This window comes from Skermanella mucosa (genome assembly GCF_016765655.2).
Classification (GTDB): domain Bacteria; phylum Pseudomonadota; class Alphaproteobacteria; order Azospirillales; family Azospirillaceae; genus Skermanella; species Skermanella mucosa.
This window is the reverse complement of record NZ_CP086107.1, coordinates 96,082-122,570: the sequence shown is the minus strand read 5'-3', so window position 1 is coordinate 122,570 and position 26,489 is coordinate 96,082. Positions and strand designations below refer to the sequence as shown.

Annotated in this window: 21 protein-coding genes and 6 pseudogenes; 18 read left to right on the top strand and 9 right to left on the bottom strand. The window is 65.4% G+C overall.

The window, feature by feature from the left end; genetic code table 11:
• Positions 1-4: 4 nt before the first annotated feature.
• The 3 genes from JL100_RS30495 to JL100_RS30485 are packed head-to-tail and all read right to left on the bottom strand — an operon-like array spanning position 5 to position 2,900.
• On the bottom strand, positions 5-1,297 hold the full coding sequence (locus JL100_RS30495) for a TRAP transporter large permease (RefSeq protein WP_202683085.1): 1,293 nt from the start codon (positions 1,295-1,297) through the stop codon (positions 5-7).
• Positions 1,294-1,899: a TRAP transporter small permease gene (locus tag JL100_RS30490; protein WP_202683084.1), complete on the bottom strand. Its 606-nt coding sequence runs from the start codon at positions 1,897-1,899 to the stop codon at positions 1,294-1,296. Before JL100_RS30490 ends, JL100_RS30495 begins: the two co-directional genes overlap by 4 nt.
• 11 nt (positions 1,900-1,910) lie before the next feature.
• Positions 1,911-2,900: a TRAP transporter substrate-binding protein gene (locus JL100_RS30485; RefSeq protein ID WP_202683083.1), complete on the bottom strand. Its 990-nt coding sequence runs from the start codon at positions 2,898-2,900 to the stop codon at positions 1,911-1,913.
• 291 nt (positions 2,901-3,191) lie between these two features.
• Between JL100_RS30485 and JL100_RS30480 the strand changes: the two genes are divergently transcribed.
• The 4 genes from JL100_RS30480 to JL100_RS30465 are packed head-to-tail and all read left to right on the top strand — an operon-like array spanning position 3,192 to position 6,804.
• Positions 3,192-4,085 (top strand): dioxygenase family protein, encoded by an 894-nt coding sequence (locus JL100_RS30480; RefSeq protein WP_202683082.1) that lies wholly within the window; start codon positions 3,192-3,194, stop codon positions 4,083-4,085.
• Between the two features lie 15 nt (positions 4,086-4,100).
• The gene (locus JL100_RS30475) at positions 4,101-4,859 is read left to right on the top strand and encodes an SDR family NAD(P)-dependent oxidoreductase (RefSeq protein WP_202683081.1); all 759 of its coding nucleotides are present in this window, start codon (positions 4,101-4,103) and stop codon (positions 4,857-4,859) included.
• 14 nt (positions 4,860-4,873) lie between these two features.
• Positions 4,874-5,788 (top strand): BKACE family enzyme, encoded by a 915-nt coding sequence (locus JL100_RS30470; RefSeq protein ID WP_202683080.1) that lies wholly within the window; start codon positions 4,874-4,876, stop codon positions 5,786-5,788.
• Positions 5,789-5,820: 32 nt separating this feature from the next.
• Positions 5,821-6,804, top strand: coding sequence for a quinone oxidoreductase family protein (locus JL100_RS30465; protein ID WP_202683079.1), 984 nt, complete (start codon positions 5,821-5,823; stop codon positions 6,802-6,804).
• A 78-nt stretch (positions 6,805-6,882) separates the two neighbouring features.
• Here JL100_RS30465 and JL100_RS30460 read toward each other — a convergent pair.
• A pseudogene (locus JL100_RS30460) lies at positions 6,883-7,797 on the bottom strand (IS5 family transposase).
• 648 nt (positions 7,798-8,445) lie between these two features.
• The gene (locus tag JL100_RS30455; protein WP_202685819.1) at positions 8,446-9,474 is read right to left on the bottom strand and encodes an IS110 family RNA-guided transposase; all 1,029 of its coding nucleotides are present in this window, start codon (positions 9,472-9,474) and stop codon (positions 8,446-8,448) included.
• Positions 9,475-9,937: 463 nt separating this feature from the next.
• Here JL100_RS30455 and JL100_RS30450 point away from each other — a divergent pair, with 463 nt between their 5' ends.
• From JL100_RS30450 to JL100_RS30440, 3 genes are all read left to right on the top strand, one after another.
• Positions 9,938-11,533, top strand: a complete 1,596-nt coding sequence (locus JL100_RS30450; protein ID WP_202685620.1) for an MGH1-like glycoside hydrolase domain-containing protein — start codon at positions 9,938-9,940, stop codon at positions 11,531-11,533.
• Between the two features lie 17 nt (positions 11,534-11,550).
• Positions 11,551-12,807 (top strand): glycosyltransferase, encoded by a 1,257-nt coding sequence (locus tag JL100_RS30445; protein ID WP_202685621.1) that lies wholly within the window; start codon positions 11,551-11,553, stop codon positions 12,805-12,807.
• Positions 12,808-12,967: 160 nt separating this feature from the next.
• Positions 12,968-13,717, top strand: coding sequence for a 5'/3'-nucleotidase SurE (locus JL100_RS30440; RefSeq protein WP_228421667.1), 750 nt, complete (start codon positions 12,968-12,970; stop codon positions 13,715-13,717).
• Between the two features lie 619 nt (positions 13,718-14,336).
• Here the strand turns inward: JL100_RS30440 and JL100_RS30435 are convergent.
• Positions 14,337-15,092: an SDR family oxidoreductase gene (locus JL100_RS30435; RefSeq protein ID WP_202685623.1), complete on the bottom strand. Its 756-nt coding sequence runs from the start codon at positions 15,090-15,092 to the stop codon at positions 14,337-14,339.
• A gap of 135 nt (positions 15,093-15,227) precedes the next feature.
• On the opposite strand from JL100_RS30435, the pseudogene JL100_RS30430 reads away from it, so the two are divergent.
• The 4 genes and pseudogenes from JL100_RS30430 (at position 15,228) to JL100_RS30415 (ending at position 18,338) form a co-directional block, all read left to right on the top strand.
• Positions 15,228-15,964: pseudogene (locus tag JL100_RS30430) on the top strand (AraC family transcriptional regulator).
• A 166-nt stretch (positions 15,965-16,130) separates the two neighbouring features.
• Complete coding sequence (locus tag JL100_RS30425) at positions 16,131-17,159, top strand: IS110 family RNA-guided transposase (RefSeq protein WP_202685624.1); 1,029 nt, start codon at positions 16,131-16,133, stop codon at positions 17,157-17,159.
• A gap of 559 nt (positions 17,160-17,718) precedes the next feature.
• Positions 17,719-17,874, top strand: a pseudogene (locus tag JL100_RS30420) (IS5/IS1182 family transposase); the annotation flags it as partial.
• Positions 17,832-18,338: a hypothetical protein gene (locus tag JL100_RS30415; protein WP_202685625.1), complete on the top strand. Its 507-nt coding sequence runs from the start codon at positions 17,832-17,834 to the stop codon at positions 18,336-18,338. The pseudogene JL100_RS30420 and the gene JL100_RS30415, both read left to right, overlap by 43 nt.
• Before the next feature lie 124 nt (positions 18,339-18,462).
• Here the strand turns inward: JL100_RS30415 and JL100_RS30410 are convergent, their stop codons facing one another.
• Positions 18,463-19,383 carry a LysR family transcriptional regulator gene (locus JL100_RS30410; protein WP_202685626.1) on the bottom strand — a complete coding sequence of 307 codons (921 nt, stop codon included), beginning with the start codon at positions 19,381-19,383 and terminating at the stop codon, positions 18,463-18,465.
• 105 nt (positions 19,384-19,488) lie between these two features.
• Between JL100_RS30410 and JL100_RS30405 the strand changes: the two genes are divergently transcribed.
• Together JL100_RS30405 and JL100_RS30400 are read left to right on the top strand one after the other, a co-directional pair.
• Complete coding sequence (locus JL100_RS30405) at positions 19,489-20,253, top strand: SDR family oxidoreductase (protein WP_202685627.1); 765 nt, start codon at positions 19,489-19,491, stop codon at positions 20,251-20,253.
• Positions 20,254-20,322: 69 nt separating this feature from the next.
• Positions 20,323-21,186 carry an NmrA family NAD(P)-binding protein gene (locus JL100_RS30400; protein ID WP_202685628.1) on the top strand — a complete coding sequence of 288 codons (864 nt, stop codon included), beginning with the start codon at positions 20,323-20,325 and terminating at the stop codon, positions 21,184-21,186.
• Positions 21,187-21,371: 185 nt separating this feature from the next.
• Here the strand turns inward: JL100_RS30400 and JL100_RS36925 are convergent.
• Both JL100_RS36925 and JL100_RS30390 read right to left on the bottom strand, forming a co-directional pair.
• Positions 21,372-21,545 (bottom strand): annotated as a pseudogene (locus JL100_RS36925) (IS630-like element ISAva6 family transposase); the annotation flags it as partial.
• 533 nt (positions 21,546-22,078) lie between these two features.
• Positions 22,079-23,502: pseudogene (locus tag JL100_RS30390) on the bottom strand (IS3 family transposase); the annotation flags it as partial.
• 128 nt (positions 23,503-23,630) lie between these two features.
• On the opposite strand from JL100_RS30390, the gene JL100_RS30385 reads away from it, so the two are divergent.
• From JL100_RS30385 to JL100_RS30365, 5 genes and pseudogenes are all read left to right on the top strand, one after another.
• The gene (locus tag JL100_RS30385) at positions 23,631-23,873 is read left to right on the top strand and encodes a type II toxin-antitoxin system Phd/YefM family antitoxin (RefSeq protein WP_202685827.1); all 243 of its coding nucleotides are present in this window, start codon (positions 23,631-23,633) and stop codon (positions 23,871-23,873) included.
• A complete protein-coding gene (locus JL100_RS30380; protein ID WP_228421626.1) occupies positions 23,873-24,298 on the top strand; it encodes a type II toxin-antitoxin system VapC family toxin in 426 nt (141 codons plus the stop codon). The genes JL100_RS30385 and JL100_RS30380 overlap by 1 nt, the downstream gene beginning before the upstream one ends.
• A gap of 143 nt (positions 24,299-24,441) precedes the next feature.
• The gene (locus JL100_RS30375) at positions 24,442-24,765 is read left to right on the top strand and encodes a hypothetical protein (RefSeq protein ID WP_202685828.1); all 324 of its coding nucleotides are present in this window, start codon (positions 24,442-24,444) and stop codon (positions 24,763-24,765) included.
• Between the two features lie 96 nt (positions 24,766-24,861).
• Positions 24,862-25,107 (top strand): annotated as a pseudogene (locus JL100_RS30370) (IS256 family transposase); the annotation flags it as partial.
• A gap of 106 nt (positions 25,108-25,213) precedes the next feature.
• On the top strand, positions 25,214-26,365 hold the full coding sequence (locus tag JL100_RS30365) for an RNA-guided endonuclease InsQ/TnpB family protein (protein ID WP_228421611.1): 1,152 nt from the start codon (positions 25,214-25,216) through the stop codon (positions 26,363-26,365).
• Positions 26,366-26,489: the final 124 nt, after the last annotated feature.

Genomic DNA, 26,489 nt, shown 5'->3' with positions numbered 1-26,489 from the left:
CCGCTTACGGGCTGGCCTGACCGAAGATCAGGTTCGGCAGGAAGGTCGAGACACCGGGGATGTAGGTGACGATGATCAGGAAGCTGATCAGCACGCCCAGCCAGGGGGTCGCCGCCCTGACGACCTGGACGACGCTCATCTTCGTGATGCCCGCGGTGACGAACAGGTTGAGCCCGACCGGTGGCGAGACCATGCCGATTTCCATGTTCACGACCATGATGATGCCGAGATGAATCGGGTCGATGCCCATTTCCATGGCGATCGGGAACACGATGGGCGCCAGGATCAGCACGATGGACGACGGCTCCATGAAGTTGCCGGCGAGCAGCAGGACGATGTTCAGCATCAGCAGGAACATCCACGGCGCCAGACCCATGGAGGTCAAGGTCTCGGCGACCTGCTGCGGGATCTGCTGTGACGTCAGCACATAGGCGAACAGCATGGCATTGGCGATGATGAACATCAGCATCACCGTGACGCGCCCGCTGTCCAGCAGCGTCTTCGGCACGTCCTTGAGGCCGATGTCGCGGTACACGAACAGCGCCACGACGAAGGCGTAGACGGCGGCCACCGCCGCGGCTTCGGTCGGGGTGAACACGCCGCCATAGATGCCCCCCAGGATGACGACGATCAGCAGCAATCCCCACAGCGCCTCGCGTCCGGAGCGCACCAGTTCCGCCATGGTGGCCCGCGGCTGGCGCGGAAGGTCGAGCCGCCAGGCCACCACATAGATCGTCAGCATCAGCAGCAGGCCGAGTAGAATGCCCGGAATGATGCCGGCCATGAACAGACGGCCGACCGAGGTCTCGGTGGCGGCGGCATAGACGACCATCACGATGGACGGCGGGATCAGGATGCCCAGCGTGCCGGCATTGCAGATCACGCCGGCCGCGAAGTTCTGGCTGTAGCCGGCCTTCACCATGCCGCCGATCACGACAGAACCGACCGCGATCACGGTGGCGGGAGACGAGCCCGACACGGCCGCGAACAGCATGCACGCAAGCACCGAGGCGATGGCGAGACCGCCGCGCAGGTGGCCGACGCAGCTTATGGCGAAGGCGATCATGCGGCGCGCCACCCCGCCGGTGGTCATGAAGCCGCCGGCCAGGATGAAGAAAGGTACGGCCAGCAGAGTATACAGGTTCATCGTCTGGGCGAACTTGTTCGCCAGGGAGGCCAGGGACTCCGTGCCGAACAGCAGGAGGGTGAGCACGCTCGACAAACCCAGCGCCGCGGCGATCGGAATGCCGACGAACAGGAGGGCTAAGAGCATCGCGAACAGGAACAGCGTCGTCATGGCGTATGTCCCACGTGTGAGGGTCGGGCAGCGCCCACGACCGTCCGGGAGTCCGGCGTCAATCCGCTGACCGGCGAAGCCCGATCGGCCGCGAGGCTCATGTCAATCTCGTCCTCATGGCCCAGGCCGATGCGGTCGCGCTTGCCGGCGACGATGGCGAGCGCCACCTGGATCAGGCGAAGGATCAGCAGGCCGAAGCCGATGGGCAGGGCCAGCGACAGCAGCCAGCGTGGCAGGGGCAAGTCGCGGGCGTAGTTGCCCAGATCCATCATGCGATCGACGAAGACGTACGACCCGTACCCCATCAACCCGGCATAGAGCAGGCAGAGCCCGACCCCGATCAGTCCCAGCACGCGGCGCGGGGTGCGGGGCAGGTTGGCGATCACGATATCGACGCCGATATGGGCGTTGACGCGGACGCCGTAGGAAATGCCGATCAACACCATCCAGAGGAAGGCATAGGTCGTGGCCTCGTGAGCCCAGATCATGCCGGAGTTGAAGACGTACCGCAGGACCACCTGACCGAAGGTGACCACGGTCATGAAGGCGAGGAGGAAGGCGATCGCGCCCTCCTCCGCCCGGTTCAGGATGCGCGGGATCATGGCCGCTGCGCTCAGTTGGTCTGGTTGACGGAGGCGGCGGCCTGGACCAGCTTGGCCCCGATCTCCTTCTCAAACCGCTTCCAGACCGGTGCCATCGCCTCGCGCCACGCCTTCACCTCATCCTGCGTCAGGGTGATCAGCTCGACCTTGCCGCTGTCCAGCACGCGCTTGCGGTCGCGCTCGTTCAGTTCGGATGCCTGGGCGTTCACCTCCCGCGTGACTTCCTGGACGATCTTGTCCAGTTCGGTGCGCACATCCTTGGGCAGACCGTTCCAAAATTCTGTGTTGGTCACCAGCATGTATTCCAGCACGCCGTGGTTGGATTCCGTGGCGTAGCGCTGCACCTCGAAGAACTTCTGGGAATAGATGTTGGACCAACTGTTCTCCTGCGCGTCAATGGCACCGGTCTGGAGCGCCTGATAGACCTCGCCGAACGCCAGCTTCTGCGGGTTGGCGTTGACGGCGCGGAACTGTTCCTGCAGCACGTCGGATTCCTGGATGCGGAACTTCAGGCCCGCGGCGTCGGAGGGCTGGCGCAGCGGCTTGTTGGCGGTCAACTGCTTCATGCCGTTATGCCAATACGCCAAGCCCTTGAAGCCCTTGTCCTCCAGTTCGCCCAGCAGTTCCTGGCCCGCTGGGCTCGCCTGGAACCGTTCCAGCGCCGCCGTGTCGGCGAACAGGAAAGGCAGGTCGAAGAGCTGGAATTTCTTGGTCAGGCGGTCGAACTTGGAGAGCGACGGCGCGATCATCTGGATGTCGCCGAAGGCCAGCGCCTCCATGGATTCATCGTCGCCCATCAGGGACGAGCTGGGATAGACCTCGACCGAAACGCGGCCCTTCAGCCGCTCCTCCGCCAATTCCTTGAACCGCTTGGCACCTTGGCCCTTGGGCGTGTTCTCGGCGGTCACATGGACGAACTTGATCGTGATCGGCTTCTGCGCCAGCGCCGGGGAGGCGATCAGCAGGGCAACGGCAGCGGCGGCGGTGAAGAGCTTTTTCATGGGTTTCTTCCTCCGTAGTCGTGTGTTTCGGGTCGTTGAACCGGCCTGGCAGCCGGCTGCGAGAATGACCTGTTCATGCAAACGTTTGCAGCAGAATTCACATCAACGTGCGTATCGTCAACAGGAACATATCCTTAATCTTTGGTTAAAGCGCCAGGGGACTGGCGGAAAATGACGTGTGGTAACCCTTATGGGTTCGAAAAACCTGTATTGACAAACACCGAGAACGGCGGATGATCATGCAAACGTTTGCAGATGAAGAGCCCACACGGCTCACTGGAGGGGAACCCAATGATCATCGAGCATGAATCCATGGTCACCGACGCCGTGCTCCGCGCCATGGCGAACACCCGCGATCCGCGCCTGAAGCAGATCATGGATGGCTTTGTCCGCCACTCCCACGCCTTCCTTCGCGAGGTGCGCCCCAGCGAGGAGGAATTCGAAAGGGGCCTTCGCTTCATCGCGGCGCTGGGCCACCACACACACGAAACCAACAACGAAGTGGTGCTCGCCGCCGACGTTCTGGGCATCTCGACGCTGGTCACGCTGCTCAACAAACCGCTCTCGCAAGTCGAGAGCGCGGCGGCCCTGCTTGGACCCTTCTATCGCGCCAACGCCCCGGAATGCGCCTTGGGCGACACCATCGCCCGCTCCGAAACGCCCGGCTCGCCCCTGCTGGTTTCAGGTCAGGTGCGGGACGGGGACGGCACGCCGCTGGCGGGCGCCGTCGTCGATGTCTGGCAGGCCTCTCCAATCGGCCTCTACGAGAACCAGGACCCGCACCAGGAGAACATGAACCTGCGCGGCAAGTTCAGGACCGATGCCGATGGCCACTTCCACTTCCGCTCGGTCCGGCCGGCCGGATACCCGGTGCCCACCGGAGGGCCAATCGGCGAGCTGCTCGTCGCCCAGCAGCGTCACCCCTACCGCCCGGCGCACATGCATTTCGTGGTTTCGGCGGAGGGGCACGAAACCCTGATCACCCAGGTTTTCGCCGATGATTCGGATGTGCTGCAATCCGACGTCGTGTTCGGCGTGACGGCGCCGCTGGTCGGCACCTATCGCCGTCACGACCGGATCGACGGCTTCGTGCCTGAGGGTGTCGAGGCGCCCTACTACACGCTCGACTACGACTTCGTCCTGCGCAAGGGCGTGCCGACCTTCCCGATCCCGCCAATCCCATGAATTGAGGCCGCCATCATGACCTTTATCAACAGCTCCCCGCTCGCGGGCAAAGCCGCCGTGGTGATCGGCGCCTCGGGCGGCATCGGCACCGCGACCAGCCGCCGGTTCGCCGAGGCGGGTGCCCACGTGGTGGCCACATACCACAGCAACGCCGCCAAGGCCGACGCGCTGATCGCCGACCTGCCCGGCCGCGGGCACCGGGCGTTCCAGGCCGACGTGGAGGACAGCGCTTCCCTGAACCGTCTTGCCGCGGCGGTGCACGAAACCTTCGGCCGCGTCGACATCCTGGTCAACACGGCGGGCCTGACCCGGGCCGTACCGCACGCCGACCTGGAGGCCCTGGACGATGCCCTGATCGACCGCGTCTTCGCCGCCAACTGGCGCGGCCCCTTCGCCGCCATCCGTGCCTTCGCCCCCCTGCTGACGGAGTCGGGTGACGGCTTGGTCGTGAACATCTCGTCCATCGCCGCCACCACCGGCATCGGCAGCAACGTCGCCTACTGCGCCGCCAAGGCCGGCCTGGACATCATGTCGGTCTCGCTCGGCCGGGCACTGGCGCCCGAGGTGCGCGTCGTCTCGGTCTCGCCCGGCGTGGTCGACACCGACTTCGTGCCCGGCCGCGACCGCGACTGGTCGGAGCGGCAGGCCAGGGCGACGCCGCTGAAGCGCCTGACCGCGCCGGACGACGTGGCATCGGCCGTGCTGGCCGCGGCAACCCACCTCCGCTTCACCACCGGCTCGGTGATCGTCGTCGACGGCGGCCGACACCTCTGACAGGAACCCCCGACATGCAGGAGCACGCCATCATCACCTGTGCCGTGACCGGCAACATCACGACCCGCGCCCAGCATCCGGGTCTGCCGATCACGCCCAAGGAAATATCCGAGGCCTCGCTGGAAGCGGCGTCGGCCGGTGCGGCCATCGCCCACATCCATGTGCGCGACCCGGAAACCGGCAAGCCGTCCATGGACCTGGAGCTTTACCGCGAGGTGGTCGAGCGCATCCGCGAGCGGAACCCCGCCCTCATCCTCAACCTCACCACCGGCCTGGGCGGCCGCTACATCCCCAGCGACGACAACCCCGCCGTGGCCGCCCCCGGCACCACCCTGACCACGCCGGAACGCCGCGTCGCCCACGTGGCGGCCCTGCGCCCGGAGATCTGCACGCTGGATCTCAACACCATGAATTCCGGCGGCGACGTGGTGATCAACACGCCCAAAAATGTGACCAGGATGGCCGGCCTGATCCGCGCCGCCGGCGTGAAGCCCGAGCTGGAGGTATTCGACAGCGGCGACATCCAGCTCGCCCACGACCTGATCCGCACCGGCGTGCTGGAAGGGCCGGGCCTGTACTCCATCGTGCTCGGCATCAAGTACGGTTTCCCGGCCGATCCGGAGACCATGATGTTCGCCCGCGACCGGCTGCCGGCCGGGTCGCTGTGGACCGGCTTCGCGACCGGACGCATGGAGTTCCCGGCCGTGGCCCAGTCCTACCTGCTGGGCGGGCACGTCCGTGTCGGCCTGGAGGACAACATCTACATCGAGAAAGGCGTTCTGGCTCCCAGCAACGCCGCCTTGGTCGAAAAGGCCGCCCGCATCGTCGAAACGCTGGGCGGAAAGATCGCCTCCCCGGCCCAGGCCCGAGCCCTGCTCGGCCTGCCGGCCGATGCCGCCCCGCCGCTGGCCGATCCGGCCGCCGCCTAACCCCACTGCTTCGCCTTAGAGAGGAAACCACCATGACTGCCATCCGCGTCTACGAAAAGGCCCGCGACATCGACAACCTGAATCTGGGCCTCGAATCCGCAACGCTGGCCGACCCGGCCGCCGGCCAGTGCCTGATTGAAATCCGCAGCGCCGGCGTCAACCCCAGCGACGTCAAGGCCGTGCTGGGCTTCATGCCCCATGCCGTGTGGCCGCGCACGCCCGGCCGCGATTATGCCGGCATCGTCCACAAGGGTCCGGCCCACCTGATCGGCAAGGAGGTCTGGGGCAGCGGCGGCGAACTGGGCATCCGGCGCGACGGCACCCATGCCGAATACTTGCTGGTCGATGCCGCCCATGTGCGGGAGAAGCCTTCCACCGTCTCCCTGCTGGAGGCCGGCGCCATCGGCGTCCCCTTCATCACCGCCTTCGAGGGCCTGCGTGAGTCCGGCGGCGTGAAGAAGGGCGACATCGTCCTGGTGTTGGGGGCCAACGGCAAGGTCGGCCAAGCCACCATCCAGATCGCGACCATGCAGGGTGCGCGCGTTTTCGGCGTGGAAAGGACCCGCGAGGATTACATCGGCCACGCCAGCGGCCCGGTCGACATGATCGACGCCAGCACCCAGGACATTGCGGAGTATGTGCGTGAGCAGACCGGCGGACACGGTGCCGACATCGTCTACAACACGGTGGGCAGCCCCTATTTCGCCCAGGCCAACCGGGCCATGGCCAAGAAGGGCCGCCAGATCTTTATTTCGACAATCGACAAGGATGTCAGCTTCAACATCTTCGATTTCTACCGCGCCCAGCACAAGTACATCGGCGTCGATACCCTGGCCCTCGACAGCGGGGACGGTGCCGAGATCCTCGACGTGCTGAAGCCCGGTTTCGAAAGCGGCGCGCTACGCCCCTTTCCGGTCCACGCCGGATCCGTCTTCACCTTTGCCGATGCCGCCGAGGCCTACGCCCAGGTGCTCAAGGGCGCCCGCGACCGTATTGTCCTGCGCCCGGGGCGCTGAATCCAGAGGAGTCGATGAGATGCCGCAGTGGTGCACGGAGGCCGAAGGGCACGGATTTCTACCCTGGTTCGTTGATCTTCAAGCGGCGGGAACGGAGTCCGGGCATCCGAGGTCGAGCAGTCGGCTGAGGACGGTAACGGCGATCCGGGTTTCGACCTCCTGGGCCGGCCGGGTGTGCGAGCGCAAGGTGTCGCCGATGATCCGCTTGTATCGGCTGATCGCCCCCTCCACCCCGGCCCTCGCATCGTAGCTCGAGGTTTTTTGCCAGCCCATCCGGCCCTGCTCGGCAATGACCTGGATATGGCGATCGCGCCAGGTTGGATCGGGTTCGACCGATGGGCTGAGCACGGCCGTCGAGCGTGGCGGCACGACAACCGCGGCTTCCGCGGAGTGCCCGGCGAGGGTGGCGTAGACATTGTCCTGGTCGTAGGCGCCATCCGCAACGACGGCGGCGAGCGGCTCGTCGATCTGGTCGAGCAGGGGGCCGAGTTGGGGCCGAGTTGGGCGGCATCGTCGACCTCCTTGCCGGTCAGGCTCTAGGCGACGATCGTGCCGGTTTTCGCATCCACAGCAAGATGCAGCTTCCTCCAGGCGCGACGGCGCTGGGTTCCATGCTTCTCGACCAGCCACTCGCCCGGCCTGCTGAGCTTCAACCCGGTGCTGGCGACCAGCAGGCGCACCGGTCCGCTCACCGCCTGGGGAGCCACCGCCAGGGTCCTGGCCCGCCGGCTCAAGGTCGTATGGTCCGGCACCGGCAGGTCCAGCCCCATAAGCCGAGCAGCGAACCGGCCAGTCCCCCGGTCTGGCGCAGCGGCTGGTAGAACACCGCCCGCACGATCAGCGATGTCTCGATCGCCGGGTCCGAGTAGCGCGCCTGACCGCCTGGCGCGATCCGAGGGGCTGCTCGCCAAGCCGCGACCGCCTCATCGGAGAACCAGATCACAGCGACCCCCGTTGCCGAAGCCCAGCTTTCTAAGCCTGCCAGTTCGTCACCTTGTAGCGGGCTCAAGGGACCCGGTGGCGACGGCCGGCATGGTACTTGTGCGGCATGGTCAGAAAGGGCGATCAGAAAGGGGCTTGCCTTCTATCCAGCCTCATCCGCCTGGGCAACTGCGATATCCCTGCACCATCTATGGACGGCCCCCCGCCTTGCAAGAGTTTCTTACAGCGTTCAGACGTAGTGAGTCGGTTGCTGCCATCTATCCGGCCTGTTGTGCAGCTTTCAGGCTGCTGGCCCTGATGAAGATCCGCGGATCGACGCCCAATCAAACCAGCGAGCTCGGTGGCTCATTGGTGCAGGCGGGTTTGGCCGATCCCGGTCCGACCTGTCGTGTCATCACGCCGTCAGTCACCCTCGCAAACCGAAGGAGAGCCTCATGTGCCGCCCTCGGCGCCGTGACGGCTGCCGAGCCTGCGGCGCTGTCTCATCCTGTTCTTTCTCCTAATCCCAACCTCTTTGTTCGATCGGCGGAACCACCTCTCCGTCCCGACCTGTCTTTATCAGGAGCGCCGCGCGCAGCGGACGGCAAGGCTGGCCCGCCAGGGCCACCGCCGAAGGCGGCTTGGCCTTGCCGGAGCGAGCACGGTGCTATTCTGCCGCAGGTCGGGATCCCCAGTGCGAATGGCGCCTTCATCGCTGCCTCACGCCGTCGCCGGTTCAGCCGTCACGGCAGGCTTGCGGTAATCCTCACCGCGCGCCATCACCGCCCAGGCAATCCGGGCCAGCTTGTTGGCCAGCGCCACCGCCGCGACGTTGAAGGGCCGCCGTTTCAGCAATCCGGCAAGCCAGGGCGACTTCGTGCCATGCCAGCGTATCACCGCCCGCGCGCCATTCACCAGCATCCGGCGCAGATAACCGTCGCCCGCCTTGGAGATGCCGCCCAGGCGTTCCTTGCCGCCGCTCGAGTTCTGGCGCGGCACCAGGCCGAGCCAGGCCGCCAGGTGACGACCTGACTCGAAGACCGTGGCGTCGCCGACCGTCGCCGTCAGTGCTGTCGCGGTGATCGGACCAATGCCGGGAACCGTCATCAGCCGCTGACACACCTTGTCCGCCTGAGCCTGCTCGGCCAACCAGGCGTCGATGTCCTCGACCCGCCGTTCGGTGTCGCGCAGCTGGTCGACAAGACTTTGGAGAACGCTTCGCGCCAGAGCGGGAACCCGGGTATCCTCCAGGTCGGCCACTACGGCGGTCAGCTGCGCGATCCTGCCGGCGCCCTGGGGTGCGATGATGCCGAACTCGGCGAGGTGAGCGCGCAGCGCGTTAATCAGCTGCGTCTTCTGGGCGACCAGCGTCTCGCGCACCCGGTGGATCGCCAGGGTGCTCTGCTGCTCCTCGCTCTTGACCGCGACGAACCGCATGCTCGGTCGCTGCACCGCCTCGCAGATCGCCTCGGCGTCGGCCCGGTCATTCTTCTGCCGCTTCACGTAAGGCTTGACGTACTGCGGCGCCATCAGGCGCACCGTATGACCGAGCCGGGCGAGCTCTCTTGCCCAGAAATGCGACCCGGCACACGCCTCCATCCCAACCACGCACACGGGCAGGTTGGCGAAGAACGCCAGCACCGCGTCCCGCCGCAGACGCTTCGTCACAACAACCTTGCCCTGGGCATCAACGCCGTGAACCTGAAATACCGACTTCGCCAGATCGAGACCGATGAACGCCGTAGACATCGCACACTCTCCGGGATGAAGGGGACCTATCCGTCATATGGCACTGAACGAGCGTCGATGCGGGGGACCGTCCATCTCATCAAACCAACGCTGCGGCCATTACGGCATGACCGTCACCTGGAACCCAGGGAAACCCAGGATCTCTGCATGCTGGTCCTTTTGCCGTGACAAGGTTGAAAAAGCCGAAACCGCCTTGCGAGGTCATCGGAACCGAACGTTGGAGTGGGAACAATAGCATCCACGGCGACCTTGCACGGCGTCGATGACGCCTCGCGGCGAGGACCCTGGTGCGACAAGCCGTGGCTGGCCCCGATGCACGATCTACCGGTCGATCCACTCCGTTGCATGAAACTTTAACAGGGAATTCCTTCGGCTGGCGCGAACTTTCCAGAGGACCGCATGTTCCTTCGCCGATGATGGCGTCGTCGCACTGCAGGGGCACCGGAGCGGGATGAAGACGGGGATGGGCGGGCTTATCGGTTCCCTCGGCTATCGCACGCGCCTGGCAGGAAGCGGGTTGTCGCGGCTGGGGCGCCTGGTCTTCTTCGCCTTCGACATCATCGTCCTCTCGCGCCTTCTGGAACGCCGCCACCGGCCCTTGGACCCTGCCGTCGCAGCCCTGCTCGCCACGAAGAAGATCAGGCGCCTGCCCCCGGAGATCACCGTGGAGGCGGCTGACGGCACGATTGACACCTGGCGGCACGGATTCTCGGCGGTGAACGCGTCGCTGTTCCTCAATCTCCAGTCCGCCAACGCCCTGACCAAGCAGCGGCACGCACATCCCGGGCCGCCGTTCCGGGCGATCTATCTGTGGGATTCCGCCTTCATCGCCCAGGTCTGGAAACGTTGGGACCCGCTGGTCGCCTGGGAAGTGCTTTACGCCGTGATCGAGAAGCGCAGCGGGGACCGGCTTCAGCATTTCGCCTCGGAGTTCGGGCGGTCGCGACTTACCCAGCCGCCGCTCGTCGCCTGGTCGCTGGCGAGGCTGGCTGAGAGCGTGCCCGAAGAGCAGGCGATGGAATGGATCGAAAAGGCTTATGGACCGCTGACCGCCTATCATCGTTGGCTGCATGCCAACCGCAGGCTGCCGAACGGGCTGTTCGCCTGGAAACACGCCTATGAATCGGGCGTGGAGAACGCACCGCGCTTCAGCACCGTGGACGAACGGCGGCTGGAGGACATCGGAACCTGGGCCGCGCCGGACCTGTGCAGCTACATGGTCCTGCACTGCGAGGCGCTGGCGGAAATGGCCGCGCGGCTGGGCAAGGACGGCGAAGCCGCCTCTTATGCCGATGAGGCCCGCCACCTGGGCGCGGCCACCGATGCATACCTCTGGGACGAGGAACATGGCCTCTATTTCGACCGGGATACTCGGGACGGCCGTTTCATCAGGTCCCATACCATCGCATCGCTCCTGCCGCTGTGGGCCGGCGTGCCGGATACGGCACGCGCCGGGCGGCTGCATTCCCGCATCCTGTCACCGGACGCTTTCAACACCTTGATCCCCCTGCCCTCCGTGGCGCTCGATGATCCGGATTTCGAACGCGACATGTGGCGCGGCCCGGTGTGGATCAACACCGCCTATGCGGTCGTGGAAGGGCTGCGGCGCTATGGGTTCCACGAGACGGCGTCCGATTTCGCGTTTCGGCTGTGCGACGGCGTGTACCGGACCTTCGACGCCCATGGCCATTTCTACGAATTCTACGATCCCACGGCGCACAGCATCGACGCGCTGTACCGCAAGCGCGGCAACCGCTGGAAACGCCTGGTCCTGGGCGGCGGGCCGGTAGCCGACTTCGTCGGCTGGACGGGACTCGTGAACGTCATGGTCGCCGACCATCTCTTCGGCCTGGGCGGCCGGCCTGGAGCGCTGACGGTCCGGCCACGCTTCCCCGCGCGCGCGGCGGGACTACGGTTCGCCCTCGCCCTGCCCTGCGAGGACGTGGACGTCGCCATCGACGTGCTCCCGGGCGGCGGCGTGCGCGGGCTGATCGGCGGCCCGGGCGGGCCCAGCCCGTTCGCGGCCGGGTTCGGGGAGGAAGTTGCACTCCCAGGCTGACGGCGAGGAGGCCGGTGATGAAGTTCTGCGACGTGACGATCGCGTACAACGAACGGAGCGGCGGGATAAGGACCTATATCGATCAGAAGCGGCGTTTCCTGGTCGAGCGGACCGGACACGACCACCTGCTGATCATTCCGGGAGCGGAGGACTGCGTCGAGACGGACGGCCGCAGCACGACGGTCCAGATATCGAGCCCTCTGTTTCCCGGACAGGCGGATTACCGTTTCTTCGTCTGGCCACCCGCCATTCGGAAGGTGCTGCTGGAGCATGCGCCCGACATCGTCGAACTGGGCAGCCACTACATGACGCCCTGGCCGGTGCTGTCCTACCGCAAGCAGCGTCTGCAGGAGGGGCACAGCTGCATCGTCGGGGCCTTCTTCCACACCGACGTAGCCGAAGCCTATGTCGGGGCGCCGCTCCGGGCTCTGGCGCATGAGCGGATCGACGAATTGAGCGACCTGCTCGGCCACATGGTCGAGAAGCTCGCCGACACCGCGGCCCGGGGAGCCGAGCACTATATCGGCACCGTGTTCCGCCAGTGTGACCGGCGGATGGCGCCGACGCCGGCACAGGCGGCGCGGCTGCGCGACTATGGCGTGGACGACGTGCAGGTGGTGCCGCTGGGCGTCGATCTCGACCTGTTCCGGCCGGACAGGCGCGATCCCGCGCTGCGCGCGGCCCTCGGGGCCGATCCGCGATCGCTGGTGCTGCTCTTCATCGGACGATTGGGGACGGAGAAGCATGTCCCGACCCTGATCGAGGCTTACGCGCGGCTGCCGAGATCCTTGCACGCCCAGCTCTGGATCGCCGGGGAGGGACCCTTGCGCGACGTGATCGAGGATCTGGCCGGCCGGCATCCGGGCGTTCGCCTGATGCCCTATGAGCCGGATCGCGGACGCGTCGCGGCGATGATCGCGTCCGCCGATCTCTACGTCACCGCCGGCCCGCACGAAACCTTCGGGCTCGCAGTGATCGAGGCGCAGGCGGCCGGACTGCCGGTGGTCGGCGTGAATGCCGGCGCGCTGGTGGAGCGGGTGCCGGACGGCCTGGGATATCTGGGGCCGGTCGACGATCCCGATGCCATGGCCGCCAACATCCTACGCGCCGCGGCCGAGAAGGAATCGCTGGGCCGGCGGGCTCGCGCCCATGTGGAGAGCAACTTCGGCTGGGACCATACCTTCGCCAGGCTGCTGGACGTCTATGCCACGGCCGATCCCGGCCCCCGATCCGCCGATCCTCCCGGTGCGGTCTTACTCAGTCCCAAGAGTTAACACTCACCCATTAGATCTCCAATGAATCAGTTATTGTCATCAAATCAATAGTATTTTTGTCATGAGCGGCAAATCAGACTCCGCCGACCCGGAAGTCGGGGGTCAGCACAGGCGGAATCAGCCATTTGCAAAGGAATAACAAGCGTCGCTCAATCTTCTTCTGACGAATGACGACGGCTTCGATGCGCCGGGCATCACCTCTCTTTACGAGGGGTTGATTGCGGCCGGGCACAATGTCCACATCTTTGCCCCGAAGGAGCAGCCGAGCGCCCTGGGGACCACGTTCGGCGGCATCGAGCAGCTTTTCGGCGAGGACGAGCCCGACCTGGTGATCTCCGGCGCGGATCTCGGGCCCAGCACGGGCATTTCGGCCAACGCCTCGGCGGCCCTGGCGGCGGCCGTACAGTCGGTGTTCGACTGCGGCATCCCCGCCATCGCCGTCTCGATCGGGGCCGACGAGCGCGGGCAGGCTCCCGAGGGGCTGTACGAGTTCGGCGCCGACTTCACCGCGGAACTGGTGGATAGCCTCCTCGAGACCGCGCCCGAGGACGGCAGCATCCTGCCGGCCGACCGCGGCTTGAACGTCAATATCCCGGTCGGCGCCGACCGGGAGGATATCGCCTTCACCCTGCTGGACGAGGCGACCGCCCTGCACATCGGCGTGGAACGCGTTCCGGTCCCCGGCAACGACGAATTCTACCGTTTCGATTTCGCCGGCCCGGTGACCATCGACAACCCGCTGTCCGAAGGGACCAACTTCGTGGACGGCAGCATCACTATCACGCCAGTGGACGGCAATCACACCGCCGACCTGGCGACGACCCTGGCGGTTGCGGACCTGCTCGACCTGACCTTCGGCAATCCGACGGTCTTCGGCGCCGGCCAGTCCGACATGCTGTTCATGGCCTGAACGGTACGGCGGGGATCTCGCCCGGGCGCTCGAAACAAAGCAGGCGGCTGACCCAGAAAGGTGGACCGAAGCGGAGCTTCAGCCTGTTCCGCTTCGGTCTTTTGAAACACGGGATCGCCGCCCCCGACGAGAGGTCGGTGAGGATATCGGCTGAACCTCCCCAAGGCTGGAGCTTCGAGCCTTTAGAGCCCGTTTGATAAATGCTTAAAGACGCATCATGTTGTAGGTCCTGAGGTATGAAACCATAACATGATGTAGGTTTTTCGAATTATCGAACGGGCTCTTAGAGCTTGTTCGCGGACGGGACGTGTAGCCCTGTGCTAGCGCAACAACCTCACCGCGAGGGTCATGCGCAGGGCGGGCTGAGCTGTATCCGAGCACCGGTTTGTCCGCGGATGCTGGAGCCGACGGCGCGATCACGGGCAGGTTCAGCGGCACGGCGACCTGTCGGAGTGACAGTCGGGCAGCAGGTCGATAGGACGGTTGGATCGGGCGGCGTGACACAAGCCGCAATGGTCTCCGGTAAACCCGGCGCGGTTCACCGTAGTTCACGCCACCCTGACGCCATGACGGTGCAGCAGCTGATGGGCTGCACCGCCGTCATATGAAATTCTGCGGATCAGATGGCTTGGCCTCCGGATGCCTCGATCCGCTGGGCGTTGATCCAACGGTTGTCTTCCGACAGCAGGCTTGCGACCATCGGCCCGACGTCGTCGGGCACGCCGACACGGCCAAGCGCGGTCATTGTCGCGAAGACCTTGTTGAGGTCGGGCGTGTCGCGAACGGCACCGCCGAGGAAGTCGGTCTCGATGGCACCCGGCGCCACCGTGTTGACAGCGATGCCGCGGGCTCCCAACTCCTTCGCCATGTACATGGTGAGCATTTCGACTGCGGCCTTTGCTGCCGCGTAGGCGGAGAAGCCGGGGTAGGACACGCGGGTCAGGCCGCTGGACAGGTTCACGATGCGTCCGCCGTCCGCGATCAGCGGCAGCAGCGTCTGAGTGAGGAAGAACACCCCCTTGAAGTGGACGTTCACCAACTTGTCGAATTGCGCCTCGGTCGTCTGCTCGATGGTGGCCATATCGCCGTGACCGGCATTGTTCACGAGATGGTCGAACGAGGCTCTCTGCCAAACACTGCGCAACGCCGTCCGCAGCCGTTCGGCAAACGGCCCGAATTCGGCGACGTCGCCCACGTCGAGTTGAAGAGCGAGCCCCCTACGCCCCATCGCGTCGATCTCCGCGACGACCGCCTGCGCGTCCGCCTCGCGGCTCTGGTAGGTCACGATGACGTCGCCGCCGCGGCGGGCGATACTCAAGGCCATGCTGCGGCCGAGCCCCCGGCTGGCACCGGTAACGAGAGCGATTTTCGTCATGTTTCAAACTCCTTTCCGTCTGACGGCCGTCATGTGGCCTCGAGGCGGCCATCCTTGTTGCCAGAAAGTCGATGTTCCTTGCCTATTCCTCCAAGTCCGGAAGCGCAGCGGCCAAAAGCGGGCTAGGATCACGGCATGGATGACACCCTTCGCGACGCCGTTCGCCGCTATGCAGAGGCGCATGCCGACCCGGCCGGTCTTGCTCGGACTCCCATCCCGGGCCTTACGGCCATCCGCTCCACCGCCCCGAGCGGGTTGGACCATGCGATCTCCCGCCCGCTTGCGTGTCTCGTGCTGCAGGGGAACAAAAGCGTTTCGATGGGGGCTCGGACCTTCGCGTTTGGCGCGGGTGACTCGCTGCTGATCACGGCGGATGTGCCGACCATCAGCCAGATCACGCGCGAGAGTGTTGCCGAACCCTACCTGTCGCTGGTGCTTGACCTTGACGCGGCGGTGATCGCGGAGTTGATTACTGGCTCTTGGCCGGCCGCCACGGGCCGGTGGTTTGCCGTATCGGCCTGTCATACAGCCGGGCGCGGCGCGTGGCGCGTGCCGTCGCGATCCTTCGAGCCGAGTTCGCGCAGCCTCTCCCGATCGCGCGGCTGGCGGCGGCGGCCGGGATGAGCCGGTCGTCATTCCACCATCACTTCCGCGCTGTGACATCGCTTTCGCCGCTGCAATTCCAGAAGCAACTGCGCCTTATTGAGGCGCGCGGGCTGATGATGTCGCAAGGCATGTCAACGAGCGGAGCGGCTTTCGCCGTCGGCTGCGAGAGTATCTCGCAGTTCACGCGGGAGTATGCCCGGATGTTCGGCCTGCCGCCTGTAAGGGACCTGGACGCGGTGAGGCGTTCGGCAGCGGAGGGAGTGTGAGCCGAACCCCCGGCGTTCCGCATTGTCGCCATGGAGATCCGCGCCCATCGGCCGCGCCGATGCTCGTCCCGGTTCGGGCGTCAGCGTGATGAGATGGACGGCCTCCCGCATCTGGCACGTCAGTGCCACGTAGCGGATAGGTCCCCTTCATCACGGAGATTGTGCGATGTCTGCGGCATTCATCGGTCTCGATCTGGCGAAGTCGGTGTTTCAGGTTCACGGTGTTGATGTTCAGGGCAAGGTGGTTGTGACGAAGCGGCTGCGGCGGGACGCGGTGCTGGCGTTCTTCGCCAACCTGGCGCCGTGCGTGGTTGGGATGGAGGCCTGTGCCGGGTCGCACTTTTGGGCGAGAGAGATTGCCCGGCTTGGTCACACGGTACGCCTGATGGCGCCGCAGTACGTCAAGCCTTACGTGAAGCGCCAGAAGAACGACCGGGCCGACGCCGAGGCGATCTGCGAGGCGGTGCAGCGGCCGAGCATGCGGTTTGTCGCAGTCAAGAGCGAGGAGCAGCAGAGCACCCTGGCAATCCACCGGGTGCGCGAGACGCTGGTTGCTCAAAAGACCCAGCTGATCAACGCGTTGCGCGCTCACCTCGCCGAGTTCGGCATCATCGCCCCCCAGGGCGCCGGCAAGATCGCGCAGCTGACCGCCGTGGTGGCCGACCCGGAGGACACCCGGGTTCCCGCTCTGGCACGAAGCGTTCTCCAAAGTCTTGTCGACCAACTGCGCGACACCGAACGCCGGATCGAGGACCTTGATGCCCGGCTGGCCGAGCAGGCTCAGGCGGACGAGGTCTGCCAGCGGCTGATGACGGTTCCCGGCATCGGCCGGATCACCGCGACCGCACTGACGGCGACGATTGGCGACGCCACGGTCTTCGAGTCCGGCCGCCATCTGGCGGCCTGGCTCGGCCTGGTGCCGCGCCAGACCTCGAGCGGCGGTAAGGAGCGCCTGGGGGGCATCTCCAAGGCGGGCGACGGTTATCTGCGCCGGATGCTGGTGAATGGCGCGCGGGCGGTAATGCGCTGGCAGGGCACGAAGTCGCCGTGGCTGGCCGGGCTGCTGAAGCGGCGGCCCTTCAACGTCGCGGTGGTGGCGCTGGCCAACAAGCTGGCCCGGATCGCCTGGGCAGTGATGGCGCGCGGCGAGGAGTACCGCAAGCCTGCCATGACGGCCGAACCGGCGACGGCGTGAGGCAGCGATGAAGGCGCCATCCGCACTGGGGATCCCGACCCGCGGCAGAATAGCACCGTGCTCGCTCCGGCAAGGCCGAGCCGCCTTCGGCGGTGGCCCTGGCGGGCCAGCCTTGCCGTTCGCTGCGCGCGGCGCTCCTGATAAAGACAGGTCGGGGCGGAGAGGTGGTCCCGCTGATCGAACAAAGAGGTTGTCAGAAGGAAGAACAGGATGAGCAGTTCCGCCCGGTCAGCTCCCTGACCAGGGCCACCCCCTCACCTTCGGTTTGCGAGGGCACTCGCGACGTGATGACACCATAGGTCGGACCGGGATTGGCAGAACCCGCCTGCAACAGCGAGCGAAACAGCTCGACAGCGTGATTGGGTGTCGATCCGCGGATCTCATCAGGGCCAGCAGTCCTGCGGACTGCATAAACAGGCCGAATAGATGGCAGCAACCGGCTTTTGATGTCGCAACGTTCCAGGAAGCTCTTGCAAGGCGGGGGCCGTCCATAGATGTTGCAGGGATATGCGGGATGGCGTAAGGGGCGCCTTGTTCCGATGCTCTGGATCTCGCCTTCATGCCGCCTAAAGCCAATGCCGATCGCCGCCGCCACACTCCGCGGCCGAAGCGGCGGGTGATGAACTGGGCGGTGTATAACGAGGCGTTGCGGCAACGGGGCAGCCTGACGGTATGGTTCACGGAGGATGCGATTGCCGCCTGGAAAGCCGCGCCGCGCACCACCCCCTTGAAGCGGCCGCCCTGCAGGATCGGATCGAGCGGATCAAGTGGCGGCTGTGGCATAGCGATGCCGGTGAAGCTTTAAACCGCTCCCGTGCGTTGGCCGAGGACATCGCCGCCCTGGACAGCGGCTATCCCGGCCCGACGCGGCTGGTCAAGGCGACGGCCGGGTTGACCACCTACATCGAGAACAACTCCGCCGCGATCACGGACTACGCGGAGCGCTGGGACCATGGCGAGATCATCTCGACCGCCTTCGCCGAATCCACCGTCGATCTCGTCATCAGCAGGCGTTTCGCCAAAAAACATCAGATGCAATGGTCAAGAAAGGGCGCTCATCGACTCCTGCAGACCCGAACGCGCACCCTTCACGGCACGCTGCCCGACCTGTTCACCACCTGGTATCCGGCTATGCCCGCTAACGATGTTCAATTCGCCCCGTTCGCCGTCGCAGCCTGAACTGCCCCACGGTTTCTGGTGCTCTCGCGGACATTGCTGCCGCGCAGCCTCTATGACCGCTTTCAGGAGATGCCGGCGATTGGCCTAATGACCGGGATCGGGGCGCAAAGCTGCTACCTTCAATTCATCGAACAATGCCCGGCAATCTCGCCAGATTCGCAGCGAGATTATCGATGAAGAACCGGACCTTGGCTGGCGGCTTGCGCCCGTAATTGTGTACGGCGTGCACGGGATAGAGCGGCGCCTGCCAGTCAGGCAGCACGCGCTCAACCACGCCCTGTCCACGCAGCGGCTCAAACAGCCATAAGGGTCCCGCGTGCACCCCGGCTCCGTAAGCGACCGCATGGGAGATTGCGCCGACATTGTTGATCGAGAGGCGCGAGCGCATGGCGATCCGCTCAGTGCGCCCGTCGTCACAGGCCAGCGCAATTTGATCGCCCGCCTGAAGGAATGAGAACAATACAAAATCATGGCCTGAGAGATCCGATGGCTGACGAATCGGCGCATGCTGTCCAAGGTAGCGTGGTGCCGCGTAGAGGCCGAGTTCCATCGCTCCAATGCGCCTTGCGGTCAGCGAGCTGTCGCTGAGCGCACCGATCCGGATGGCCACGTCGACATTGGCGGCGCGCAGATCGACATAGCGATCGTCGAGCAGCAGTTCGACTTCAAGTACCGGGTGCTGCTCCTGAAAGGCGATGGTCCAACCCGTCAGGTGCAACTCGCCGAGATTGGTCGGGCAGGCGACGCGCAGCAAGCCCCGCGGTACGGCTGCCTCGCCGCGCACCTCGGCCTCAAGTGCGTCCTGTTCATCAATCAAGCGCCGCATCCCCTCATAGAACCTGAGCCCCGCCGCTGTGGGCTCGCTTCGCTTTGGGCCACGCTCAAGCAGTTGCACGCCTAGCCGTGCTTCTAGCGCCGCTATCCGCCGACTGACCGTGGAAACATCGGTGTCAAGGTCGCGCGCCGCCGCCGTGATCGATCCGGTCTCGATGACGCGCAGGAAAGTACGGCGGGCAAACTCATCCATGCCTTGCGTAGTACGCAAGGCATGCTTTCCCAGTCAACGACTGTTTGGAGATAATGCAAGCAGCTATTTCCGTCTCCGAGCCCGGCGATGTCCGCCGGACGGCAACGAAAAAGGAGATATGCCATGACCCAGAATGCCCAGGACCTCGCCGGAAGGGTCGCGCTGATCACCGGCGCTGCTCGCAACATGGGACGCGGCTTCGCCGCCGAACTCGCGCGCCGCGGCGCGGACATCGTGGTCCACCATCACAGCGACGCCTCGCGCGACGACGCTGAAGCAGTGGCTGCCGAAGTCCAGAGCCTCGGCCGCCGCGCGCTGGTGATCTCGGGCGATCTCGCTGACACAGCCAATGTCCGCCACCTCTTCGACGCCGCAGTGCAGGCCTTCGGGCGCATCGACATCGTCATCAACAATGCTGGCGTCGTTATCAAGAAGCCGTTCACTGAGATCAGCGAAGCCGATTTCGATCGCGCCTTCGGGATCAACACCAAGGCTGCGTTCTTCGTGATGCAGGAAGCGGCGCGGCGCATCGCCGATAGCGGGCGCATCATCAATATGGGCACCACGCTGCTCGGCGCGACCACCGGCATGTATGCTGTCTATGCCGGGTCCAAGGCGCCGCTCGAGGATTTCTCCCGCGCGCTCGCCAAGGAAATCGGCGCGCGCGGCGTGACCGTCAACGTGATCGCCCCCGGCCCGATCGACACGCCGTTCTTCCACGGCGAGGAGAACGAGCAGCCGACGGCCTATCTCGCTCATATGAGCCCGCAGAACCGCCTCGGCCGGATCGAAGACATCGTGCCGCTGATCGGCTTCCTCGCGTCGGAGGAAAGCCGCTGGGTCACCGGTCAGACGCTCTTCATCAATGGCGGCTTTCTCGCCCGCTGACCTTGGACCGACGGTTCCGCCGGGCAGGCGCTCGCGCCGCCCGGCGGGAACCTACCAACAGGAGATATCATGATGACCACGCCAACCATTCTTGTCCTCGGCGCGACCGGCCGGATCGGCGGCGCTGTCGTGCGCGATCTGCTTGATCGCGGCGGCCGCGATGTGCGCGCCGCCTATCGCCGGGACGACGCTGCTGCGGGACTCGCTGCCCTTGGCGCGATCCCGGTGCGGCTCGATCTCGAAGATGCCGCAAGCGTCGAGGCGGCTCTTGCCGGGGTCGACCGGCTGCTGCTGCTCACGGGCTACACGGTTGACATGCTGCGCCAGTCGCATACGGTGATTGATGCCGCCAAGCGACACGGGGTGAAGCACATCGTCCACATCGGCGCCTCTGGCAATCCCACCACCCGCGTCGCCCATTGGGGCTGGCATCGCTATATTGAGGCGATGATCGAGCGCGAAGGGTTCGGCTACACCCATCTCCAGCCCGAGGCCTTCATGCAGAACCTCAACGCCTTCGGCTGGTTGCAGGGCGACCAGCTGACCAACCTGATCGGCGACTGCGCCTGGAGCTGGGTCGATGCTGGGGACGTCGCCGCTCTTGCCGCTTCCGCGCTGGCCGAGCCCAAGCGCTTCATGAACCAGGTATGGCAATTGGGTTATGACCGGGCGACTATGGCCGACGTGGCGCACATGGTGGGGGTGCAGCAGAGACGGGAGATTGTGATCGTCCCCGAGGATCCGCACGTCTTCTATGCCGACGCTGTCGCTGCCGGCGCGGACCCCGCCTACATGTCCTGCGTGCGTGACCAGTTCATCCTCAACGCCGCGGGCGCGATACTCGGCGCCGATACGCTGTTCGATCCTGACCTGTTCGCAGAGGCCGTAGGCCGTCCGCCCCGCGACTGGCGGGCATTCCTCGGGCTCGCATAAGCGCGGTGCGCCAATCCCCGACAGGGCCTGGCGTGAGCCGAGCCCCGCCTTCCTCTGATCGTAGGACCCAAAGCTCCTCTTCGTCTTGCACGTACCACAAGTCGGCGTCGGAACCGCGTTTGGTCACCAGCTAGTCTGATACGGTTTCCGGCTGAGTGGTTTGAAGTCAGTGGCGACCTGGAGGATCAGTTGTGCCTTGGCCACCAGCGAAACAGGGTATTGGCCCTGATCTGATCTGGATCATCGGCGAGGATGCGACAGCGTTCCGCCAGAGCCTCGTCGAGATCGTCGAGGGTCTCGAAATGGGTGTTGGCGAGAGCTTCGTCGGTCAGCGGCCACAGATGCTCGGCGGGTTGGAGTTATGATCCAACCGGCCAGCCATGCCGGAGACCTCGCCGCCATAGCGCGAGATACACCACGCACCGGGACACGATCTACTGTTCGTCCCCAATAGGCGGCATCCGGGAAGGGGATGGCGTGCCTCACGCATTGCTCACGCAGCGCCGCGTCGGAGATGCCGAGCTCGGGCGCCACCTTGGATACGGCGCGCTCCCAGGCCATGTCCTAAAGCTGCTGCCTGGTGAGAACACGCCGCATCGGCAAACCTTCTGCCGGTACATGTCAACGCGTATGAGACAGCTGCTCGTTTTGTCGTAGCTCAGGGTTGGGGCTGACTGCCGGCGGGGTGGTTTTCCCACGGCCGTTCGTCCGCTTCCAGGATGCCGGCGCTCTCGGGCCGCGCAAGGCCCTTCCGTCCCGCCCCGTGGGCGGGTCCCTCGAGAAGGACCTTGCCCGTTCCCTCGTGCGCCGGCGGTGAGGTCGGCAGGCCGGGACGGCGGGATGGCCGCTGTTCAGCCGAACATCGGGATGAGGGATGTGCGCCGCCGCCTTCCTCCGGCGCGGCCGGCGGGTTGATCCAGACCGCCGCGGGCGGTGCGGGAGCTTCGGGCCGCTTGCTCACGAAGCGTTCGGGATGCCGGCGGTGGACGTCATCGAGCACTGCCTGCCGTGCCGACCGGATCGCGCCGGTGTCGCCATAGTGGACCTGGTGCGGCGTCATCAGCGCCAGCCCGGAGTGCCGGTGCACGGTGTTGTACCAGGCGAAGAAGGTGCGGCAGAACACCCGGGCGTCCTGGATCGAGCCGAAGCGCTCGGGGAAGTCGCGATGGTACTTCAGCGTCTTGAACTGCGCCTCGGAGAACGGATTGTCGTTGGACTGCTGCGGCCGGCTGTGGCTGCGCGTCACGCCGAGGTCGGCCAGCAACTCGACCACCGCCCTGGCCTTCATGGCGCCGCCGCGGTCGGCATGCAGCGTCAGCCGGTCACGGGCGACACCCTGTTTGCGCACGGTCTGCCGGATCAGCCGCTCGGCAAGCGCGGCGCTTTCCCGGTAGGCTACCGTCCACCCCACCACGGCGCGGCTGAAGATGTCGAGAATGACGTACAGGCACAGCCACGTGCCCTTGACCGGCCCCTTCAGCTTGGTGATGTCCCAGCTCCACACCTGGTTGGGGCCGGTGGCCAGCAGTTCGGGCTTGGTATAGACCGGATGCCGGCGCTGCTGCCGGCGCTCCCGAACCTCGTCATTGGCGGCCAGCAGGCGGTACATGGTGCGCACCGAGCACAGGTATCGCCCCTCGTCGAGCAGCGTGGCGTAGACCTGGGCCGGGGCGGCATCGACGAAGCGCTCGCTGTGCAGCAGGTCGAGAACCTGACGGCACTCGGTCCTGCTCAGCGCGCGCGGAGGAGAGGGCCGGCGCACCGGCGGGAGGGGCGGCCCGACCTGGCGCAGCCTGTCGCGATGGCGGTAGAAGCTGGCGCGGGGGACGCCGAGCGCCCGGCAGGCGGTGGCGACGTCCACGGCCGGGACCGCCTGCTCGATGGCGGTCATCACCTGCGCTCGCCCGGATCGGTCGAGCCGAGTGAGGTCTCCAGCAGCTGAGCGACTTTTTTTTGGAGCTCGATGATCGCCTCGGCGCGGGTGAGCTGGTCGCGCAGGCGAGCGTTCTCCCGCTCCAGGCGCACCACGTCGTTCTTGTGAGGATTGGCCGGCGCGCTCTTCGGCCCCGATCTGGCCGGCGCCGGTCCGTGCAGCGTGCCGGCGTCGCGCTGTCGGCGCCACCGTCCGACATTGGACGAGTACAGACCTTCACGACGCAGGATGGCGCCGACATCACCGGGACGGGCGCGGTCGATCTCGTCCAGGATGCGCAGCTTGTCGGCCACGCTGAACGTCCGGCGCTGGGGCCGGTCACTCACCTCCGGGTCCGGTGGTGAAAGCGGGGTTCCGGTTTGGGGTAGGGAAGTCATGCTCATCAGGTCCTCAACAGCGCCCTCTACTGATCAGTTCAGCAGGCAACTGTCTCATCCGACGTTGGCACAGAGGGGCTGGAATTCTTAAGCCAGGCACGCTATATGACTATCTAGATGGTCAGGAGCGTGACATGGATGCGATCAATCTGGCGGATGCCAAAGCCCATCTGAGCGAACTGGTCGACCGGGTCGAAGCGGGCGATTCAATCGACATCACCCGTCGCGGCAAGCCGGTTGCACGGCTCACCACCGTGGCAAGACCGCGCAAGCCGATTGATGCCGCGCTGCTCCAGTCGCTGACGGCAGCGATGCCGCCCCAGTCCCAGAGCGCCGCTGATCTCGTGCGGTCGATGCGGGATGGCGATCGCTACTGATGCTCTATCTCGACACGTCGCTGATCGTCGCGGCGCTCTCCAACGAAGCTATGACGCCGCGCGTCCAGGCTTGGCTGGCGGAGCAGGACCCGGCCCAGCTTCTGATCAGCGACTGGACCGTCACCGAGATGTCATCCGCCATGGCGATCAAGCTGCGGACCGGGCAGATCAGCCTGGAGCAGCGAGCGGCGGCCCTCGCCATGTTCAACAAGCTCGTCGCCGAGAGCTTCACCGTGCTGCCAGTGACGGGCGGGCAGTTCCGGGCGGCGGCGAGGTTTGCCGATCAGCATGCGCTTGGGCTTCGCGCCGGTGACTCGCTGCATCTCGCCGTCGCGTCGGAGCATGGCGCCACGGTGCATACGCTCGACCAGCGGCTTGCCGACGCCGGGCCGGCGCTCGGTGTGCTGGCGCAGTTGCTGGAATGATTCAGAGCCCGTTTGATAACTCGAAAAACCTACATCATGTTACGGTTTCATACCTCAGGACCTACAACATGATGCGTCTTTAAGCATTTATCAAACGGGCTCTCAGGCCTCTTCCATCTTGGCCGGCTCGCTCGGGAGCTGCCATGGCCGGTGACCGGTCCGACGAGCAGGACGACGCGGTCGTCGAGAACCATTTCGCGATGCTCGCGGACGACGTCACCGGGCGGCCATACAGCAAGGCCGAGCATAATCGCCTTCGGCAGGCGGTGATCGATCGGCCGCGCGGCTCGATCGAATACAAGCATCGGAACATCAGCGCCGTACTTGAAGGACTCAGTGAGGACTGGATCCCAGGCTGCGAGCCGGCCTTCAATTCCCGGGCCTCGCTCGTCGATGCGGTGGTGCGTTGGCTCGATCGCCATCCGGATTGGCTCGCGCCGGCAGCGCGGATGGCGATGGGTCCGTGAGCTATGGCGGAAACCGGGTGATGACGGTCTGAGGAAGGCGGCGCATCGAGGTGGGTGACCAAACCTGCCAGAACCTCCACGAGGGAGCGATACGCCATGATCGAAGGTAGCAACGTTGTGCCGCTGCGACGGCCCGACGAGATCGATGATCCGCTGACCGCCGTTTTGCGAACCGGAGCCGGTCGGCTGCCGGAGCAGGCGATCGAGGCGGAGGTGGTGGCTTTCCTGGCCGAGCGGAAGGATCTCAAACTGCCGGATGGCGGCGAGCGCATCGACTTCACCTCGACACTGCTGCCGCGCCGGGCACGCCGGACACGCAGCCTGGATGCCCTGCTTCCCATCAGAGCCTCCGGCTGGGGACCGCCGCTTTCAGGCGGCGGAGGAAAGCCGGTCGCGCAAAGGGCGAATACCCTTGAGCAGTTGTGACGAGACGGATGTCCGGTATCCTATGTTCATGCTCCGTTCGTTCAAATACCGCCTCTTTCCGAACCCGACGCAGGCCGCCGGGCTGACCGACATGCTTGGAAGCTTCTGCGACCTCTACAACGCCTGTCTCCAGCAGCGTATCGAGGCATACCAGCGGCGGGGCAAATCGCTCGGCTACATCGATCAGGCCAACGAACTGAAAGCGGTTCGGCTGGCGGACGAACGGCTGGCCGGTTACAGTTACTCGGCCGAACAGCAAGTCGTCCGCCGCCTGGACAAAGCATTCAAGGCGTTCTTCGGCAGGGTCAGGAGAGGCAAGGGCGGCTTTCCCCGTTTCCGGGCGAAAAGCATGTTCGACAGTGCCGGCTTCCGGGTCGGTGACGGACTGACAATCTGCAGGAACCGAAAAATCACCGTCGTCGGCATCCCCGGCGAGATCAAGGTGCGGTGGCACCGCGATCTTCCGGCTGGAGCCAAGATCAGTACCGCCGTCGTGATGCGGTCCTGCGGTAAATGGTACATCCGCTTCTCGGTCGAGACACCGGACGCCTACGGCCCGCACCCGTTCCGGGAGGCGGTTGGCGTCGATGTCGGCTTGACCAGTCTGGTCGCCACGTCGGACGGCTGCAGGGTGCCGACGCCGAAGTGGATCGGCAAGGCATCGAAGAAACAGCGACGCCTCCAGCGTGCCCTCGCCCGGTGCAAGCGGGGCAGCAAGAGCAGACTGCGGGCGAAGATGCGGTTGGCTCGGCACGCCGCCCGGACGGCCAGCCAGCGGCGGGACTTTGCCCACAAAGTCTCCCGCGATCTGGTCAACCGCTACTCTCACATCGCCTTCGAGGACTTGAACATCACCGGGCTCGCGAGCGGCATGCTTGCCAAGTCCGTACTCAATGCCGCGTGGGGCCAGTTGATCTCGTTCACCGACTACAAAGCAGCATACGCTGGTGGTCTGGTCGCGAAGGTCAACCCGCGCGGAACTTCCCAGGAATGCGACTGCTGCGGACGGGTGACACCGAAGACGCTGAGTGAGCGCATCCACGACTGTCCCGGTTGCGGGACGGTTGAAGATCGCGACATTCACGCGGCAAAAGTCATCAAGCATCGGGCATTCCCGTGGTCAAAGGGGCTAGGAGCGAGCCTTGAAGCGTCAAGCCAGCGGGTTGCCGCATAGCTTGCTTCAGAAGCCGTCCGCCTTCAGGCGGCGGAGTGTTCACCGACTCCGGTTTCCACCAGGCGCAAAACCCACCCCATCCTTGATCCTCAGCCAGCCAAAAACTCGGCTGGTCATACCCTGA

Excerpts from the sequence above, each read along its gene's own strand:
- JL100_RS30445 (WP_202685621.1), top strand. The coding sequence starts at position 11,551 with ATGAAGTTCTGCGACGTGACGATCGCGTACAACGAACGGAGCGGCGGG.
- JL100_RS30425 (WP_202685624.1), top strand. The coding sequence starts at position 16,131 with ATGTCTGCGGCATTCATCGGTCTCGATCTGGCGAAGTCGGTGTTTCAG.
- JL100_RS30400 (WP_202685628.1), top strand. The coding sequence starts at position 20,323 with ATGATGACCACGCCAACCATTCTTGTCCTCGGCGCGACCGGCCGGATC.
- JL100_RS30385 (WP_202685827.1), top strand. The coding sequence starts at position 23,631 with ATGGATGCGATCAATCTGGCGGATGCCAAAGCCCATCTGAGCGAACTG.
- JL100_RS30495 (WP_202683085.1), bottom strand. The coding sequence starts at position 1,297 with ATGACGACGCTGTTCCTGTTCGCGATGCTCTTAGCCCTCCTGTTCGTC.
- JL100_RS30415 (WP_202685625.1), top strand. The coding sequence starts at position 17,832 with ATGGTTCACGGAGGATGCGATTGCCGCCTGGAAAGCCGCGCCGCGCAC.
- JL100_RS30450 (WP_202685620.1), top strand. The coding sequence starts at position 9,938 with ATGGGCGGGCTTATCGGTTCCCTCGGCTATCGCACGCGCCTGGCAGGA.
- JL100_RS30485 (WP_202683083.1), bottom strand. The coding sequence starts at position 2,900 with ATGAAAAAGCTCTTCACCGCCGCCGCTGCCGTTGCCCTGCTGATCGCC.
- JL100_RS30455 (WP_202685819.1), bottom strand. The coding sequence starts at position 9,474 with ATGTCTACGGCGTTCATCGGTCTCGATCTGGCGAAGTCGGTATTTCAG.
- JL100_RS30405 (WP_202685627.1), top strand. The coding sequence starts at position 19,489 with ATGACCCAGAATGCCCAGGACCTCGCCGGAAGGGTCGCGCTGATCACC.
- JL100_RS30480 (WP_202683082.1), top strand. The coding sequence starts at position 3,192 with ATGATCATCGAGCATGAATCCATGGTCACCGACGCCGTGCTCCGCGCC.
- JL100_RS30475 (WP_202683081.1), top strand. The coding sequence starts at position 4,101 with ATGACCTTTATCAACAGCTCCCCGCTCGCGGGCAAAGCCGCCGTGGTG.
- JL100_RS30465 (WP_202683079.1), top strand. The coding sequence starts at position 5,821 with ATGACTGCCATCCGCGTCTACGAAAAGGCCCGCGACATCGACAACCTG.
- JL100_RS30375 (WP_202685828.1), top strand. The coding sequence starts at position 24,442 with ATGGCCGGTGACCGGTCCGACGAGCAGGACGACGCGGTCGTCGAGAAC.
- JL100_RS30365 (WP_228421611.1), top strand. The coding sequence starts at position 25,214 with ATGTTCATGCTCCGTTCGTTCAAATACCGCCTCTTTCCGAACCCGACG.
- JL100_RS30435 (WP_202685623.1), bottom strand. The coding sequence starts at position 15,092 with ATGACGAAAATCGCTCTCGTTACCGGTGCCAGCCGGGGGCTCGGCCGC.
- JL100_RS30490 (WP_202683084.1), bottom strand. The coding sequence starts at position 1,899 with ATGATCCCGCGCATCCTGAACCGGGCGGAGGAGGGCGCGATCGCCTTC.
- JL100_RS30470 (WP_202683080.1), top strand. The coding sequence starts at position 4,874 with ATGCAGGAGCACGCCATCATCACCTGTGCCGTGACCGGCAACATCACG.
- JL100_RS30380 (WP_228421626.1), top strand. The coding sequence starts at position 23,873 with ATGCTCTATCTCGACACGTCGCTGATCGTCGCGGCGCTCTCCAACGAA.